Source organism: Vibrio sp. CyArs1, assembly GCF_022432925.1.
Classification (GTDB): Bacteria; Pseudomonadota; Gammaproteobacteria; order Enterobacterales; family Vibrionaceae; genus Vibrio; species Vibrio mediterranei.
The window spans coordinates 749,821-764,847 of the sequence record NZ_JAKRBO010000001.1 but is presented as its reverse complement, the minus strand read 5'-3'; the positions used below and the strand labels follow the sequence as shown (position 1 = coordinate 764,847).

10 protein-coding genes are annotated in these 15,027 nt (G+C 44.9%); 5 read left to right on the top strand and 5 right to left on the bottom strand.

The features are described from left to right. Positions 1-13: 13 nt before the first annotated feature. From ugpC to MMA19_RS03535, 3 genes are all read right to left on the bottom strand, one after another. Positions 14-1,099, bottom strand: a complete 1,086-nt coding sequence (ugpC, locus tag MMA19_RS03545; RefSeq protein ID WP_239921903.1) for a sn-glycerol-3-phosphate ABC transporter ATP-binding protein UgpC — start codon at positions 1,097-1,099, stop codon at positions 14-16. A 76-nt stretch (positions 1,100-1,175) separates the two neighbouring features. Beyond that, entirely contained in the window at positions 1,176-2,426 is a 1,251-nt protein-coding gene (locus tag MMA19_RS03540; protein ID WP_240205523.1) for an extracellular solute-binding protein, read from the bottom strand. Positions 2,427-2,544: 118 nt separating this feature from the next. Beyond that, positions 2,545-4,653 (bottom strand): ADP-ribosylglycohydrolase family protein, encoded by a 2,109-nt coding sequence (locus MMA19_RS03535; RefSeq protein WP_240205522.1) that lies wholly within the window; start codon positions 4,651-4,653, stop codon positions 2,545-2,547. Between the two features lie 393 nt (positions 4,654-5,046). Between MMA19_RS03535 and MMA19_RS03530 the strand changes: the two genes are divergently transcribed. The 4 genes from MMA19_RS03530 (at position 5,047) to MMA19_RS03515 (ending at position 11,224) form a co-directional block, all read left to right on the top strand. Continuing rightward, positions 5,047-6,462 carry a GH1 family beta-glucosidase gene (locus MMA19_RS03530; RefSeq protein ID WP_240205521.1) on the top strand — a complete coding sequence of 472 codons (1,416 nt, stop codon included), beginning with the start codon at positions 5,047-5,049 and terminating at the stop codon, positions 6,460-6,462. Positions 6,463-6,552: 90 nt separating this feature from the next. Then, positions 6,553-7,599 carry a substrate-binding domain-containing protein gene (locus tag MMA19_RS03525; RefSeq protein WP_038221737.1) on the top strand — a complete coding sequence of 349 codons (1,047 nt, stop codon included), beginning with the start codon at positions 6,553-6,555 and terminating at the stop codon, positions 7,597-7,599. Beyond that, positions 7,596-8,597 (top strand): substrate-binding domain-containing protein, encoded by a 1,002-nt coding sequence (locus tag MMA19_RS03520; protein ID WP_031497171.1) that lies wholly within the window; start codon positions 7,596-7,598, stop codon positions 8,595-8,597. Before MMA19_RS03525 ends, MMA19_RS03520 begins: the two co-directional genes overlap by 4 nt. 281 nt (positions 8,598-8,878) lie before the next feature. Further along, positions 8,879-11,224 carry an exo-alpha-sialidase gene (locus MMA19_RS03515; RefSeq protein ID WP_240205520.1) on the top strand — a complete coding sequence of 782 codons (2,346 nt, stop codon included), beginning with the start codon at positions 8,879-8,881 and terminating at the stop codon, positions 11,222-11,224. 50 nt (positions 11,225-11,274) lie between these two features. Here MMA19_RS03515 and ascB read toward each other — a convergent pair whose 3' ends face one another. Then, positions 11,275-12,666, bottom strand: a complete 1,392-nt coding sequence (gene ascB / locus MMA19_RS03510; RefSeq protein ID WP_124941277.1) for a 6-phospho-beta-glucosidase — start codon at positions 12,664-12,666, stop codon at positions 11,275-11,277. Between the two features lie 278 nt (positions 12,667-12,944). Between ascB and MMA19_RS03505 the strand changes: the two genes are divergently transcribed. Next, a complete protein-coding gene (locus MMA19_RS03505) occupies positions 12,945-14,693 on the top strand; it encodes an SgrR family transcriptional regulator (RefSeq protein ID WP_031494116.1) in 1,749 nt (582 codons plus the stop codon). Positions 14,694-14,742: 49 nt separating this feature from the next. Here the strand turns inward: MMA19_RS03505 and MMA19_RS03500 are convergent, their stop codons facing one another. Beyond that, on the bottom strand, positions 14,743-15,009 hold the full coding sequence (locus MMA19_RS03500; protein ID WP_031494115.1) for a DUF5062 family protein: 267 nt from the start codon (positions 15,007-15,009) through the stop codon (positions 14,743-14,745). Between the last annotated feature and the right edge of the window lie 18 nt (positions 15,010-15,027).

Sequence of the window (15,027 nt, the reverse complement as noted above, 5' to 3'; positions counted from 1 at the left end):
TAACGATACTCGATTAGGCTGCATGTAAAACTTTGCCTTCGGCATTAAATACATGCGTTCGTTTAACATCGAAAAACAGCTCGATGTCTTCACCTTCAAGTCGAGTGAGGGAGTCTGACGAATCGATTTCGGCAAGAATTTTGTTGTCACCTAACTGGCAGTGTAAGTGATACATAGATCCCAGAAGTTCAGCGTGAATCAAGCGTACTTTAACGCTGGCTATGCTGTCTGATTCAATGGCTTGTTTATTAAGATACAAATCGCTTGGACGTACTCCATACTCGATGCCTTCATGTGAATTGTGCAAGCAGCGGTCAAGTTCAACAACTTGATTGCTGATATTCAGTCCACGTGAGTGGGGCATAGTCGCGGGAATCATGTTCATTTCAGGGCTACCGATAAAGGTTGCGACAAAACGACACGATGGTGCGTCGAAAATCTCTTTAGGTGTGCCAATTTGTGCCACGTAGCCATCTTTTAAAATCACGACTCTATCGGCGAGACTCATGGCTTCTACTTGATCATGAGTAACATAAAGAGTGGTCGTTTTTAACTTCTGATGCATCGCTTTGATTTCAGCGCGCATGCTGCCTCTTAATTTGGTATCAAGGTTTGACAGTGGCTCATCAAACAGAAAGACAGAAGGGACACGGACCATCGCTCGTCCCATGGCTACGCGCTGTCTTTGGCCACCAGATAAGGCTTTAGGATAACGTTTGAGTAACGGAGTGAGCTCCAAGGAGTCCGCTACGGCAGCTACTTGCTGTTTGATATCATCTTTGTTGCGACCAGCCATTTTAAGTGGAAAAGCAATGTTTTGTTCTACCGTCATATGTGGGTAAAGGGCATAGCTTTGAAAAACCATGGCGGTATCGCGGTCAGTTGGGTGAAGGTCGTTGACTAAGCGGTCTCCGATATAGATCTCGCCCTCAGAAATCTCTTCTAATCCCGCCAACATGCGCAGCGTCGTGGATTTTCCGCAGCCAGATGGTCCCAGAAATACGACAAACTCCCCATCGTTAATATGCAGATCAAACTGCTTAACGACTTCAGTTTTGCCGTAGCGCTTTTTTAAGTTCTTAAATGTTACAGAAGCCATAGTTTTCTACTTACCTAAATCGAGCATCACTCCTAGCAATCGCTAGGAGGATGTCTTAAAAATTGATGAAACGGGATTAACGACGAGCGCGGCGCTTAATTTGACGGGCGGCATCTGATAGCGCCTTATCGATCTCTACATTACGAGTCAGTACCGATTGAAGCGCGTCATCGACGATCTGCTCGGCGATAGGGTCATGTCGATGTGCCTTAATTGCAGGGATGTTGGCAGCGGCCAGTTTCCATTGCATGCGAGCTTGAGTTCCACCTAAGTATTCAACAGGCTGTTCCATGAATTCAGAATTTTGCGCTTCGATAAGAGAAGGGAAGATATTAAGCTGCTCGAACACTTCCATCTGAATATCAACACGTTGGCTCATGAACTCAATGAACTTCCATGCTTCATCTTTATGCTCCGCGCGCTTTGGAATTGCCAAGAATGAGCCACCCCAGCTTGCAAATGTATTAGCAGGAAGGTCTGCGGTGCGCCAGACGTTTTCTCCCGGAGAGATCCAGCCGTTAAAGTGACCACCAAGCCAAGAACCCATCATCTGGCTGGCAATATCACCGCGACGCAGACCTTCGGTCCACTCCGTGCTCCACGCTTTTACCTGCGCATCGAGATGAGCATCACGCACTTGTTTTGCGAGTTTGAAAGCTTCTTTAAAACGATCGGACTCGACCATGATTTTGTTGTCTTGATCGAAGTAGATAGATTCGCCATCTTTGAGGCCTGAGCGGATAACGATATCTTTAATGTCCACCGCGTCTGCAACAAGGTAGGAGCCAGTTTTCTGTTTGATTTTCTTGCCAGACTCAATGAATGAGTCCCAGTCACGCAGCAGTTCTTCTTGGGTCACACCAGCTTTAGCCAATACTTCACTGTGATAGAAAATCGCACCCGGGCCGATATCAACAGGTAAGCTTGACTGCTCGCCTTTGTTGTTTTGGCCTAAAGGTACTGTAAATGGTGAGAAAGTATCAGCAAATGTGCCTGCGTTGTATGGTGGTTGATTAAGATCTTCCAAGCCGCCTGCGTTAGCGAATCGGCCGATATAGCCCACTTCAATTGCCATTACATCGGGTACGTTCGCACCTGTCGACAGTGAGGTTGTCATCGCTGTGTGGTGGTCATCGAATGCCAGTGAGGTTAGGTTGATTTTGATGTCTGGATTCTCTTTTTCAAACATCGGGATCGCCATACGAATTGCCTGGTCGTAGTTTGCAAATGCTGCCACATTTAGCGTCGTTTGCGCCAATGCCGTGCCAGACAGTGTTGCTAGCGCGATAGCAGAGACAAGTTTGGAGTATTTTAATGCTGTTTTCATTGCTCTATCTCTTTCTTATTAGGGTAAGCGCTCAGTTTTTGTTCTTCAGTGCTGAGTCACTTTGTGGTTGATGCTAGCGACCAATTTGGTCGCTAGGTCAGGTAAGCGTTAGTTTGTTCTAGAGTGCGACTACCGTCATATCCGTGAAGTGTACAGGGCCCAATTGGTTGTAAAAACCTACACCGCCAGACTGATAGGTCTCAGGCATGGTTTCATCAATGGACGTCAGAACTTGTTTGCCGTTAATCGAGCAAGCAAACAAATTGCCGTTCACTGAAAGGTCGAAGTGATAGCGCTCGTGTGGTTGCCACGGGAATGGCTCTATGGCGATAACGACATCTTTGCCAAACTCTCTACGTATCAATGAGATCTGATCATTCGTATTGAGTTCGACTCGGTAGTAACGTTCCAACCCTTGGTAGCGAACTATCGGACCAAAAGCTTGTTTTATTTGAGGTTTGAGCGCGATAGATAAAGAGTAGTCGTGCCAGTCTTTACTGCCGTATACGTAAAGCCCAGGGTGAGATGCGTCGTTATTGACTAAGCGGTAGATATCCTGGTTGTCGAACTTGATGCAGGTATCCATAGTATTGATAAAGCTGCTTTCCCATATTTCATGGATAGGGTTGCTATCAATGCCTATGGTTTGCGATGGCGTGCCTTGCCAGTCCAATGAATGCAGCTTGATATATCCAGCATCGTTTCCTGAGTGTGGGTTACTAATTTGCAGCCCAACAGTGGCAATCATTACGTTATCGAGTTTTGGTAGAGTCCATTGATGAGTTTGTGGTTGCGTTGACAAGGTGAATGGTTCACTAAAAATGCGCTCAACGTTCATTTGACTGTCGTAAGTTTCGACGTAGAAACTGACACTGGCGTGGTCATAATCGGTTGCACCTGACACGCTCGCTTCGATAGTTTGAGACGGATAGAGTGTAGGACTGCCGACAATGTGGTACGACGATTCGTTTACTTTACTATCTAGTGGCGTATGTGTTGCGGTACTCACTTGCAACGGAACACCACATACCAAATGCGAGAAGTCTAGTCGCAGCGCTTGCTCACTGTTGCTAAGGCGTGCGTTTTGGTTGTAGTTCAAGTCAGGGTTAATAGCAAAACCTTGCAATGACCCTTTAGGCGTAAAGTGGAATCTAGGACGTTTGGGTAGGCGCTCATTATGATGTAATTGATGAGCGATTGCATAGAGCTTATCGGCTTCTTGAACTGCATCGAAAATATGATCTTGAATATTGGCACTTGGAAGAAGAATTCTATCCGCGACTGGTGTGCGCCAATCAAAGCCATCATCAAGAGCGGCTAAGCCTAACCTAATACCATTGAGACAACCTACGTTCGCCGCGTTACAGTCGGTATCCCAACCTAATGTATTCACAATTTTCATTGATTCGTGGAAGCTTTCACCTCCGTAAAGAAGAGATAAAATGATTAATCCATGGTTAGGAATTACATGACAAGTGCCGTCAAACTTGTCGTAGCCATAGTGAGTTTTAAGCTGCGAAAATGCCCAATTCCAATCACGTGGATTCTCTTCATGCCAGCCACGAACTGCGTTAATGACTTCGGCAATTTTCGATTCTTTAGGGATATAACTCAGGCCGAGATCGATGAGAGCGTGCAAGTCGGTTTCAATAAACGCTTGAGACTCCATAACGGCAAGTAGAACTGCGGCGTGAACGGCTTCACCGTCGTGGCTAACCTTAGCGGCTTCAGTTGCCATCTGCGCGGCTTTATCTGGCATTGCAGGGTTGATGAGTGCCCAGCCATCAATAAAAATCTGTGCGCCTATTTGTTCTGCGACGGTTTTTCCGTTGGTTTCTATTGAGCCACTATGCGGTGCTTCAAACCCATTTCTTAAATTGAGCCAAGCAGTGTGCTCGGTCGATTGTCCATAGCCACCCCACCAAAGAATGGTTTTTCCTTCGATTAAATTATCAAGCCAAGATTGACCAAGGTGCTGGCTAGAAAAGTCAGAGCGATACTCATGATCTTCCAAAGCGTGAGTGAACATAAAGGTGCCGGTAATGTCGTCATCACTGACGATAAGAGGATGGTTAACTTGTTCGTTGACGTAGCGGTTTATCTCACCGAATTGGTCAACGATATGCTCGTTAACCCAACCCTCAAAAGGTCGTCCTGCATACACTCCAATTATCTTGCCTAAGATTCCAGCGTACAGCTTTTCGTAATATGTATTATCTAATTTCATTGTTGCTTAAGGTCTCTATATAAATCCGACTGAATATGGACATGACAAACATGCAGCGAGTGAATTTCTAAATTTATGCTAACGAACAATAATGAGATGTTTTGTGATCTAATCCACCATGTCTAATTTATAAAACTAACGGGCATGAAATATTTTTCATCATAAATATTTGATTTATATGGTTAAATTGTGAAAAATAAAAAGATATTTCATGGCTTTGTTGTATTTCTAAATATGGTTCATGGTTTCGATATAAATAAAATCTGCAGCAGAAGTAGTGAGACAGATATCACTCAATTAGCGCATTAATTTGTTTAGCCTTGAGTGATTACAAAGCAAGCGTGAAGTGTTGTAAGTCACACAAACCAAAGCAGATGAGATTAAGGAGAAACGATGGCTTTCAAAGATGATTTTATTTGGGGGGCAGCTGCCGCCAGTTATCAAATTGAAGGTAATACCCAAGGTGTTGATGGCTGTGCAGATTCCGTCTGGGACATGTGCTCTCGCCGTGATGGATTCGTAAAGGGCGGAAACACAGGATTTATGGCTTGCGACCACTACAATCGCTATGAAGAAGACGTAAAAATCATGCAGTCAATCGCTCTACAAGCGTATCGATTGAGTATTATGTGGCCAAGGGTGATGCCAGAAGGAACTGGTAAAGTGAATACTCAAGGGTTGGATTTTTACGACCGTTTGGTTGATGAGTTGCTTGCTAAAGGCATTTCACCTTGGGTAACGTTATTTCATTGGGATTATCCGATGGCACTGTTCCACAAAGGAGGATGGTTAAATGACGACTCTAGCGATTGGTTCGCTGAATATACTCGAGTGATTGTCGACCGTTTGTCTGATCGAGTGGAAAACTGGTTTACGTTAAATGAGCAAGCATGTTTCATTGGACTTGGCCACCAAACGGGAATGCATGCCCCTGGTCTTGAACTCCCTGCGAAGGAAGTGAATCGCGCGTGGCACAATGCACTACTTGCCCACGGTAAAGCGGTACAAGTGATTCGGTCCAATTCGAAACGTCCAGCTAAGGTCGGGGCAGCACCTTGTTTCCGAACCGCTGTACCTATGACCAACAGCCCAGAAGATATTGCAGCTGCAAAAGCGCATACCTTTAATGTTATTAATAAAGAAATGTTTAACGCGAGCTGGTGGATGGATCCTGCATTCAAAGGTGAATATCCAGAAGATGGATTGGCATTATTTGGCGCTGATGCACCTATTATCAAACCTGGTGATATGGAAACCATTTGTCAGCCTTTGGATTTTGTTGGAATTAATGTCTACAGCTCGGAAATGGTACGTGCAGCAGCCGATGGGACACCAGAAGTTGTGGAGTATCCGAATAACTATCCGAAGACCCATTTCGATTGGCCAATTACGCCTGAAGCACTCAAGTGGGGCACTGAATTTTTGTATGAGCGTTATAACAAGCCGATTATTGTCACCGAAAATGGACTTAGCACCAATGATTGGGTCAGTTTAGACGGTAGAGTGTATGATACGACTCGCATCGACTTCTTGCATCGTTACTTATTAGGTTTGAAAGAAGCGGCCGCGAATGGTGTCGACATCATGGGATACTTCCAATGGTCAATACTCGATAACTTTGAATGGGCGGAAGGTTACAAGCAGCGCTTCGGCTTGGTTCACGTTGATTATGAAACGATGAAGAGAACGCCTAAGGAATCTGCACTTTGGTATAAGTCAGTGATCGAATCAAATGGCGCGTCATTAGGAGAGACGAGTGCGTTGCAAGGCTGGATGAAACCGAGCGACTTTAACCGAAATACTTGTTAACGCTCTCGGTTTGACCCTGCCGTTTCGAGTAAGTTATAAAGCGTCTATGTTTAGGCGCTTTATTTTATGGGCGCTGATGTTGGTAGAACCATGAAAAAAGAAAAGGAAAGCAAAGTTACCTTAACCGAGGTAGCAAAACGAGCGGGTGTCTCTCCAAGTACTGTTTCTCGTTACTTAAATCGAACCAGCTTCATTGCTAAAGATAAAGTGCGTGCTATCGAAGAAGCGATGTTTGAGTCTGGGTTCAAGAGTAAACCTCGAAAATCGCAACCTATTACCAAGCGCAGTATGTCGATTGGGGTTGTCGCTGCATCATTTGATAGTCCACATATCGCAAGAATATTAAAGGGCATGGACAGTACTGTGCTCAACCACTCATACCAGATCATTGTTGAAACGAGCCATTGGAATAAAGCCCGCGAAACTGAAATCCTCAAACAGTTTAAGCAGCGAAATGCCGATGCTATTGTGTTAATTGGTAGCTACCTAAATGATGCTGAAGTAAAAACGATCCTTGGCAAAACGCCGGTGTTACTACTGGGAAGTCCGGTCTATCTAGCTCCTACAGATAGCATTACCGGTATTCCTCAAGTCTTAGTCGATAATGAGCTTGGTGGGTACTTAGCGACCAATCATTTGATTCAGTTAGGTCACACCAGAATCCTTCATCTTCGCGGAGCCATCGGTAATAACGATTCTGATGAGCGGGTAGTCGGGTATAAACGCAGTTTGGAAAAAGCGGGAATCGAAGTGCTGGATGAGTTGATTGTTGAAGGTGAGTTTAAGTCAGAGCAATCGCTTGAAGTGGTTAAAGAGACAATAGAGCAAGGGATTGAGTTTACGGCTATCTTCGCGTCTAATGATGAAAGCGCTTATGGAGCAATTCAGGCATTACATCAAAAAGGCTATTCTGTTCCGGATGACATTTCACTCATAGGTTTTGATGATCTGCCATTTTCCAGCTACCTAATTCCACAACTCACCACGGTTAAACAGCCACTCGAAATCATGGGATCTATTGCGATACGTTATGCTCTTGATTTGATTAGTGGAATTAAGCCAAACTACCAAGTCCCTCCTGTGGAGGTAATTGTCCGAAATAGTACACAAAGGAATGCGGTGAAATCGGCCATATGAAAGAGAAAAAAGCCACCATATACGACGTTGCTAGAAAAGCTGGCGTTTCGCCAAGCACCGTCTCACGTTATTTAAATCGAACGACCTTCATCGCTAAAGACAAAGTCGACACCATCGAAAAGGCTATCTTTGACCTTGGTTTTAAACCTAAAGGTCGTAAAGCCCAGCCTAAGACAAAGCGGAACATGAAGATCGGTGTTGTTGCACCTTCATTTGATACCCCTTATGTAAGCCGCATCCTATATGGCATGGATCGTAGAATGCGTAACCACAGTTACGATATTATTATCGAAACCACGAACTGGGAACAAAGCCGTGAACGTCACGAGCTTCAAGATCTGGTTTCACGGCAAGTGGATGGCATTATAGTTGTCGGTGGTGATTTGGCAGAAGAAGATATCGCAGCACTAACAGGAAAGATCCCGACATTATTGATGTGTCGTAGAGGTAAAGGAATTTTGCCTCTCATAAACGTTGATAATGAAATGGGGGGGTATCTTGCCACTAACCATTTGGTTCAGCTAGGTCATAAGAAAATCATGCATTTGACGGGACCAAGTGGCAATATTGATTCTGAGAACCGTATTGCCGGTTATTTGCGCTCGCTGAAAAATGCAGGGTTAGTGGCAGAACCCGGTATGGTTATCGACGGTCACTTTGAATCAAGAAATGCTTTCCAAAATCTTACGACTGCATTAAAGGGCGGTGCCAAGCCCACTGCAATATTTGCAGCTAATGATCATAGTGCGTTTGGCGTAATTCAAGCATTGCATCAGTACGGTTTACGAGTCCCTGAAGATGTTTCGGTAATTGGTTTTGATGACCTTCCTATTGATGAATACTACATTCCTCGTCTAACTACAGTACGCCAACCATTTGCAGAAATGGGTGAGATCGGTGTCAGATATCTACTCGATCTTATCAGTGGCAATAAACCAAATTACGACATCCCCCCAGTGCAAGTTATCATTCGAGACAGCACTCAAGCACACAGCTAATTGGTGCGCCCTTAGTGGATCTGGGCGCATTTCCGTTACCTTCTAAACGTTGCTATTGTCCTTTTAGTTATTAAATGAAAATATATTTTTTTGCGATCTTGATCGATGAAGTAAATTTTTATTAATGCAAAAGTAAACTAGGCTGTATGGCATGCTAGTGACCATTTTGCGTCACTCAGTTTTTTATTCGGGCCTACTTTGTTGTGATTCAGAGCGTTGTCGAGTCGTTGTCGCAAAGTAACACCATGAGTTAGTTTGGATTTAGACAGAAGGGAACAAATATGGTTTTTAGGAAAAACCGACAAGCAGTTTGGCTCGTTATGGCAATAGGTACCGCTCCGCTGGCAAACGCAGAGCTGTTTGATTACATGGCAACAACTGACCCCGTCAAAGATCAGCCAAGTGAACAAGGCTGGATTGCAGATCATAGCCAAAGTGGTAGTGGTGCGCTATCAACAGTAGATGGGGTAACAGCATGGGTCGCACAAGGTGAAGGCGGACGAGCACAGTGGAAAACGGTGTTATCTGACGCGTTAAAGAGTCAAGCAACGAACTACGGCTGGAGGTTATCGACTGAAATGCGCGTGGTTAGTGGCGGCATGATCACCAACTATTACGCCGATGGCAGTCAGCGTGTGTTGCCAATTTTATCCATAAACAGTGCTGGTGAGCTAGTGGTGGAGTTTGAAGGTCGAAGTGGTACTACTGTACTGGCGACAGGCGCGGCGGCAACGGACTACCATAAGTACGAATTGGTCTTTCACCCGGGGGATAACCCTAATGCGAGCTTTTACTTCGATGGACAGCTAATTCTCGATCAGATATCTCCTTCACCAACGTCACAAAATATGTTGGTGTGGGGTAACGGTTCAACCTATACCGATGGTGTCTCAGCATACAAGAATATAGAGTTCGAAGTGCAAGGCGATGTGATTTTCAACGGCCCCGATCGCATACCATCTCTAGTTGCGAGCACAAAAACACCCGGTGTGGTGACAGCCTTTGCAGAGAAACGAGTGGGGGGAGGTGACCCAGGTTCAACCGCCAACACCAATGATATTATTACTCGCGTCTCTACCGACTCAGGGGTGACATGGAATACTGAATTGAACTTAACCGAGCAGATCAACGCTAACGACGACTATGATTTCTCTGATCCTCGTCCTATTTACGATTCAGCGTCTGACAGTGTTATTGTTTCTTATGTCCGTTGGCCGACTGACGCCGCGCAGAATGGCGATAAGATCAAGTCATGGATGCCAAGTGGGGTCTTCTACAGTACCTACGATATCGCTTCTTCAAATTGGCTGGCTCCGGTGGATGTGACTCATCAAGTGAAGGAGCACAGCTATCAAATTGCAGGTTGGGGAGGTTCAGAGCTCTACAGTAAATCAGCCACTCTAAACAGTAATCAGGACTGGCAGTTGAATGCCACACTACGAATCTTTGACGGTGCTGCTAACCGAATACAGGCGGCAGATGGAGCTCGTACTTTTGTGGTGACGTTTGCTGTAGACCCGTCAGGACAGCTTACCGCGCAATTAAATGGTGAGTCTTCGCCTGTTGTTGTCGCGCTAAGTAGTGGTGATGTGTATGGTTTTCATCAATACCAAATTGCCTATTCAGCCCTGAGTAATCAAGTGTCTCTATTGGTCGATGGCAATACTCTGGCTAGTTGGTCAGGTGAAACGTCGAGTAGCAATCTTGTGGAGTTTGGTAACGCAGACAGCAGTGTTGATGGCCGAATTCATCTACAGGATATCGCTCTTGAGCAATCAGGCGTGACCTTGGTTAGCCTAGATGCGGCTTATTTAGCTCAACAAGATCCAGCGAGTACCACGACTGACCTAGAACAATTAGGTTGGAGTAAACAGAAGTCCGGCAATACCATGAGCTTTTACGGACACGCCAGTGTGAACCCTGGGCCTGGTCACGGGATCCAGCTTGAACGACAGCAAGCGATTGCTGGTAGTCATAATGGACGCCTAATATATCCCGCTATTACACTAGACCGATACTTCTTAAACGTCATGTCTGTGTACAGTGACGACGGTGGTCAAAACTGGCAAACAGGGGCAAGCTTACCGCTTCCTTATCGTTGGAAGAGTGCGAGCAGTTTGGAAACGCTTGAGCCGAGTGAATCGGATCTTGTTGAACTAGATAATGGTCATTTGCTCTTAACTGCACGCCTTGATTTTAACAAGATCGTAAGTGGTGTTAATTACGGTCCGCGTCAACAGTTCTTGAGTGAAGATGGCGGTAAAACATGGGCTATGCTCAGCGGTAACAATGCCGATGTTTTCCCAGGTATAAGCTCTGGAACCGTCGACGCTTCAATTACTCGCTTCGAAGAAGCGGATGGTAGTCGATATCTGCTGTTCACCAATCCCCAAGGTAGTCCGTCTGGAGCGAGCAATCGTCAAGACTTAGGTTTATGGTTTAGTTTTGACGAGGGCAACAGCTGGAAAGGTCCAATTCAATTGGTCGAAGGTGCATCGGCTTATTCAGATATTTATCAACTTGATGCTGAAACAGCAATTGTGATTGTCGAAACCAATAGTTCCAATATGCGTATACTGCGAGTGCCTGTCACTTTGCTAAAACAAAAGGCGTTGGCGCTGCCTTAAAAAGCGTGCAAACAAAAGCCAGACGAGTTGTCTGGCTTTTTTCTTTTTGGTTATTCGCTTAGTGATTTACCTTGGGTTTTAATCACTTCTTGATACCAATGGAAGCTTTTTTTACGCTTACGTTCTAGTGTGCCGTTGCCGTCATCATGACGGTCGACATAAATGAAACCGTAACGCTTACTCATTTCTGCGGTGGAGTTCGCTACAAGATCGATAGGACCCCAACTAGTAAATCCCATTAATTCAACACCATCTTCAATCGCTTCTCTCGCTTGTACTAAATGGTCATTTAGGTATTTGATGCGGTAGTCATCTTCAATGTTGCCATTCGCATCAATTTCGTCTCTTGCTCCTAAACCATTTTCTACAATAAACAACGGCTTTTGGTATCGGTCGTGCAGGAAGTTAAGCAAAATGCGCAGTCCTTTCGGATCGATCAACCAACCCCACTGGCTTTTCTCCAGATATGGGTTCGGTACACTGTCAACGATGTTACCTACTTCTTTTTGCTTTGGATCGGCACTTGCACAGCCGCTGGCGTAATAGCTAAACGAAATGAAGTCGACTGACGCTTGTGCGATGGTCTCTAAATCTCCGTCGTGAATATCGAGTTCAATTTGGTTTTCACGGAAGTAACGCAACATGTAGCCTGGGTATTGACCACGAGTTTGTACATCTCCGAAGAAGAGCCATTTGTTATTTTCGTGCATCGCTGCGATCACGTCATCAGGGTTGCACGTGTACGGGTAGTTTAACGCGCCTAACAGCATGTTACCAATCTTGCCATCTGGAACGATCTTTTGGCACAGTTTTACCGCTTTGGCATTGGCGACCAACTGATGATGGATAGCCTGATAGATTTCTTGTTCTGTAGCATCTTCTTGCAAACCTACCCCGGTAAAAGGTGCATGCAATGACATGTTGATTTCGTTGAATGTCAGCCACAGTTTCACTTTGTCTTTGTAACGTTCAAACACCGTTGTAACGTAACGTTCAAACATCTCAATCAGTTTTCGATTACCCCAGCCGCCGTAGTTTTCTACTAACGCGTAAGGCATCTCGTAGTGAGACAAGGTCACGAATGGTGTCATGTTGTACTTCGCTAACTCATCAAATAGACGGTCGTAATAAGCGAGTCCCGCTTCGTTTGGCTGTGTGTCGTCACCATTTGGAAAAATGCGAGTCCAAGCGATAGAAAGTCTCAAGCAGTTAAAGCCCATCTCATCAAAAAGCGCAATGTCTTCTGGATAACGGTTGTAGAAGTCGATAGCAAGATCTTTGATACCAGGAGTACGTTCATCGCGAGTTTGATGAGGACTCAAAATGCCTGAAGGCAGCATGTCTGAGGTCGAGAGTCCTTTGCCATCAAGGTTATAAGAACCTTCAACTTGGTTGGCAGCAATTGCACCACCCCACAGAAAGTTATCCGGAAATTGAGTCATATGAAACCTCTAAGCTTATTTGCTTTATTGATTTGGATTTGTCGCTAATGAGCTTGCTGCAAGCAACAATCTGTAAGTAAAACTACTATAGACCTAGTATTGATTAATATGAGGAATGAAAAAAGAGTGAATGTTTTTGTATAATCTTCCTCAATATGTGTTTATTAGCGAATTTTAGTACTAAATAGAGGCGATGGGATTTAAATGAGGAAGGAAATGTATCGTAATTTTCCTGATTGTGCTTCGAAATCAGCACTCTTCTGTAATTGAGGGATGAAATGAAAGACCAACGCGCACTGCATTATTATGAACGTTTACTGCCTCTAGGAACCAAGTGTGATGTGTTTATTTCTCTGTCTGAGGTGGCAGAAAAACTTTGTACTACGACTCGTCACAGCCGCACCTTGTTGCAAGAGCTTCAACAGCGACAATGGCTTACCTGGCAGCCCAAAGTCGGGCGAAATCAGCGCTCGGTAATACACCTTGCTTTTGAACGTGCCGAAATTCGCCAAGTATTAGCTCGAGTGCAGATTGAAGCTGGATACTATGAAAATGCGATGACGTTCCTCGAAGATGACCAACAGCAGTTTGCCGCTTTACTGCGCCAAACTTCAGGTGCGATCGTTCGTGAAGATCAGCTGCATATTCAACTAACGTATCGACGCGTATTCGATGAACTGTTGCCTCACACTCCATTGAGAAATAGCGAGCGATTCTTAGTAAGGCAGGTTTATGCTTGTTTGACAGGGTGTGACAAAGAAGGGCAGTTAACCCCTCAGCTCTCTCACGCGTGGACCAGCAACGAAGACGCTACCATTTGGCGCTTTTATATTCGCCCGCAACTTAAATTTCATTCCGGTGAGGTTATCACCGCCGCACTCATCAAAGAGCTATTTGAGCAATTGCACGGGCTTCCAGAATACCGCGAAGAACTGTCGCATGTGGTGACTATCTCCTTTACAAAGCAAAGTGTGACGTTTGAACTTAGTAGTCCAGATCTAGGCTTTGCAGCATTGCTCTCTGACTTGCGCTATTCCATTCAACCTCCTAAGCAAATCAGTTCCCCCATAGTAGCAACCATAGACGGTTCTGGAGCTTTCCAAGTCGTTGAGCAATCGGACGAGCGTTTAAGGTTACAAGCGAACGACTTTTATTTTGGTCTGCGTTCTTTGACCGACACTGTGACGATTTGGCAATTAGCCAATACACCAAGTGAACGTATTCAGTTAGGTCATTATGATCAGCCTAATCTTCTAGATCGGCCTGACTATTTAATAGAAAACCGCAGTGATGTTCAGGAAAGTACCCAGACCAGAATCGAAAATGGTTGCCTGTATATGTTGTTCAATACAGCCAGTCAGCAACAGTTAACCCTCGCACAGCGGCGTTGGTTGGCGAGTGTGCTCTCACCTGAAACGATATTACAGCATGATCAATTGTCAGAACTGTTAATGGCGTCGATTCCAGCTCACAACTTTCTACCTAGTTGGACACAGATTAAACCTTGTCAACCAGAGCCGGCATCGCTTCCAAGTTGTCTGGATATAGCAGTCTACGACCATCTGGTAATAAAAGATTGCGCTCAGGTGATGAAACATACTTTGAATCAAATGGGTATAGACTGCACCATCAATGTCTACTCGTTAGAAGAAATGCATAAGTTGTCGCAACACCGTCAGCTCAGTGAGCCTTTAGTGATTGCCAGTTTTAATGTAGATGACAACTTGCCGATTTCTGTGTATCGATGGTTGATGTCAGATTCTATCTTACACCAAGGTTTATCGGACGATGCATCTGCGTGGCTAAGGGCTGAAATGATCAGCCTTCGTGAAAGTAGCCAAGTAACTCAGTATTTAGCGAAGCTAGAGTCTATTGCCACAACGATGCATTATCAGAACTGGCTCACGCCGCTGTTTCACCACAGACAGACACTGCGTTGGAAAGGAGTGTTGCAGGGAGTATCCATTACGGATTGGTCGTGGCCAGATTTTAGAAATGTTTGGATAGAAGATGAGTTAGAGCAATAAAGAAGATGTCATGGAGCTTATAAAAAGGGAGTGCTCCATGACGTATTCGTTATTTCAGAGGGTCATTGTCGGGTAAGGCACTGTGAAGCCAAATAGCGAGTCGTTTTTTGATGTGAGGTCCATCTTCTTTGTCTTCCGGGAGAGGGACGATTTGTTTTACTTCTACGAGAAAGTGATAGAGAGCTTTTGCTTTCGTTGCTGGTGTCGCTGATTGATCCTGAATGGGATATCCCTGCATTGCTGCCATTTTGCAGCCAACTTCCAATGCCTTTTTGAATAACTTGTCTTCGTTCTCAAGTTTGGTTGTTTTTGACATCTGTTTACCTCGTACACT

What these genes read in the sequence shown, in the direction of transcription:
- MMA19_RS03530 (WP_240205521.1), top strand. Translation starts at nt 5,047, where the DNA reads ATGGCTTTCAAAGATGATTTTATTTGGGGGGCAGCTGCCGCCAGTTAT.
- MMA19_RS03540 (WP_240205523.1), bottom strand. Translation starts at nt 2,426, where the DNA reads ATGAAAACAGCATTAAAATACTCCAAACTTGTCTCTGCTATCGCGCTA.
- MMA19_RS03525 (WP_038221737.1), top strand. Translation starts at nt 6,553, where the DNA reads ATGAAAAAAGAAAAGGAAAGCAAAGTTACCTTAACCGAGGTAGCAAAA.
- MMA19_RS03535 (WP_240205522.1), bottom strand. Translation starts at nt 4,653, where the DNA reads ATGAAATTAGATAATACATATTACGAAAAGCTGTACGCTGGAATCTTA.
- MMA19_RS03505 (WP_031494116.1), top strand. Translation starts at nt 12,945, where the DNA reads ATGAAAGACCAACGCGCACTGCATTATTATGAACGTTTACTGCCTCTA.
- ugpC (WP_239921903.1), bottom strand. Translation starts at nt 1,099, where the DNA reads ATGGCTTCTGTAACATTTAAGAACTTAAAAAAGCGCTACGGCAAAACT.
- MMA19_RS03515 (WP_240205520.1), top strand. Translation starts at nt 8,879, where the DNA reads ATGGTTTTTAGGAAAAACCGACAAGCAGTTTGGCTCGTTATGGCAATA.
- MMA19_RS03520 (WP_031497171.1), top strand. Translation starts at nt 7,596, where the DNA reads ATGAAAGAGAAAAAAGCCACCATATACGACGTTGCTAGAAAAGCTGGC.
- MMA19_RS03500 (WP_031494115.1), bottom strand. Translation starts at nt 15,009, where the DNA reads ATGTCAAAAACAACCAAACTTGAGAACGAAGACAAGTTATTCAAAAAG.
- ascB (WP_124941277.1), bottom strand. Translation starts at nt 12,666, where the DNA reads ATGACTCAATTTCCGGATAACTTTCTGTGGGGTGGTGCAATTGCTGCC.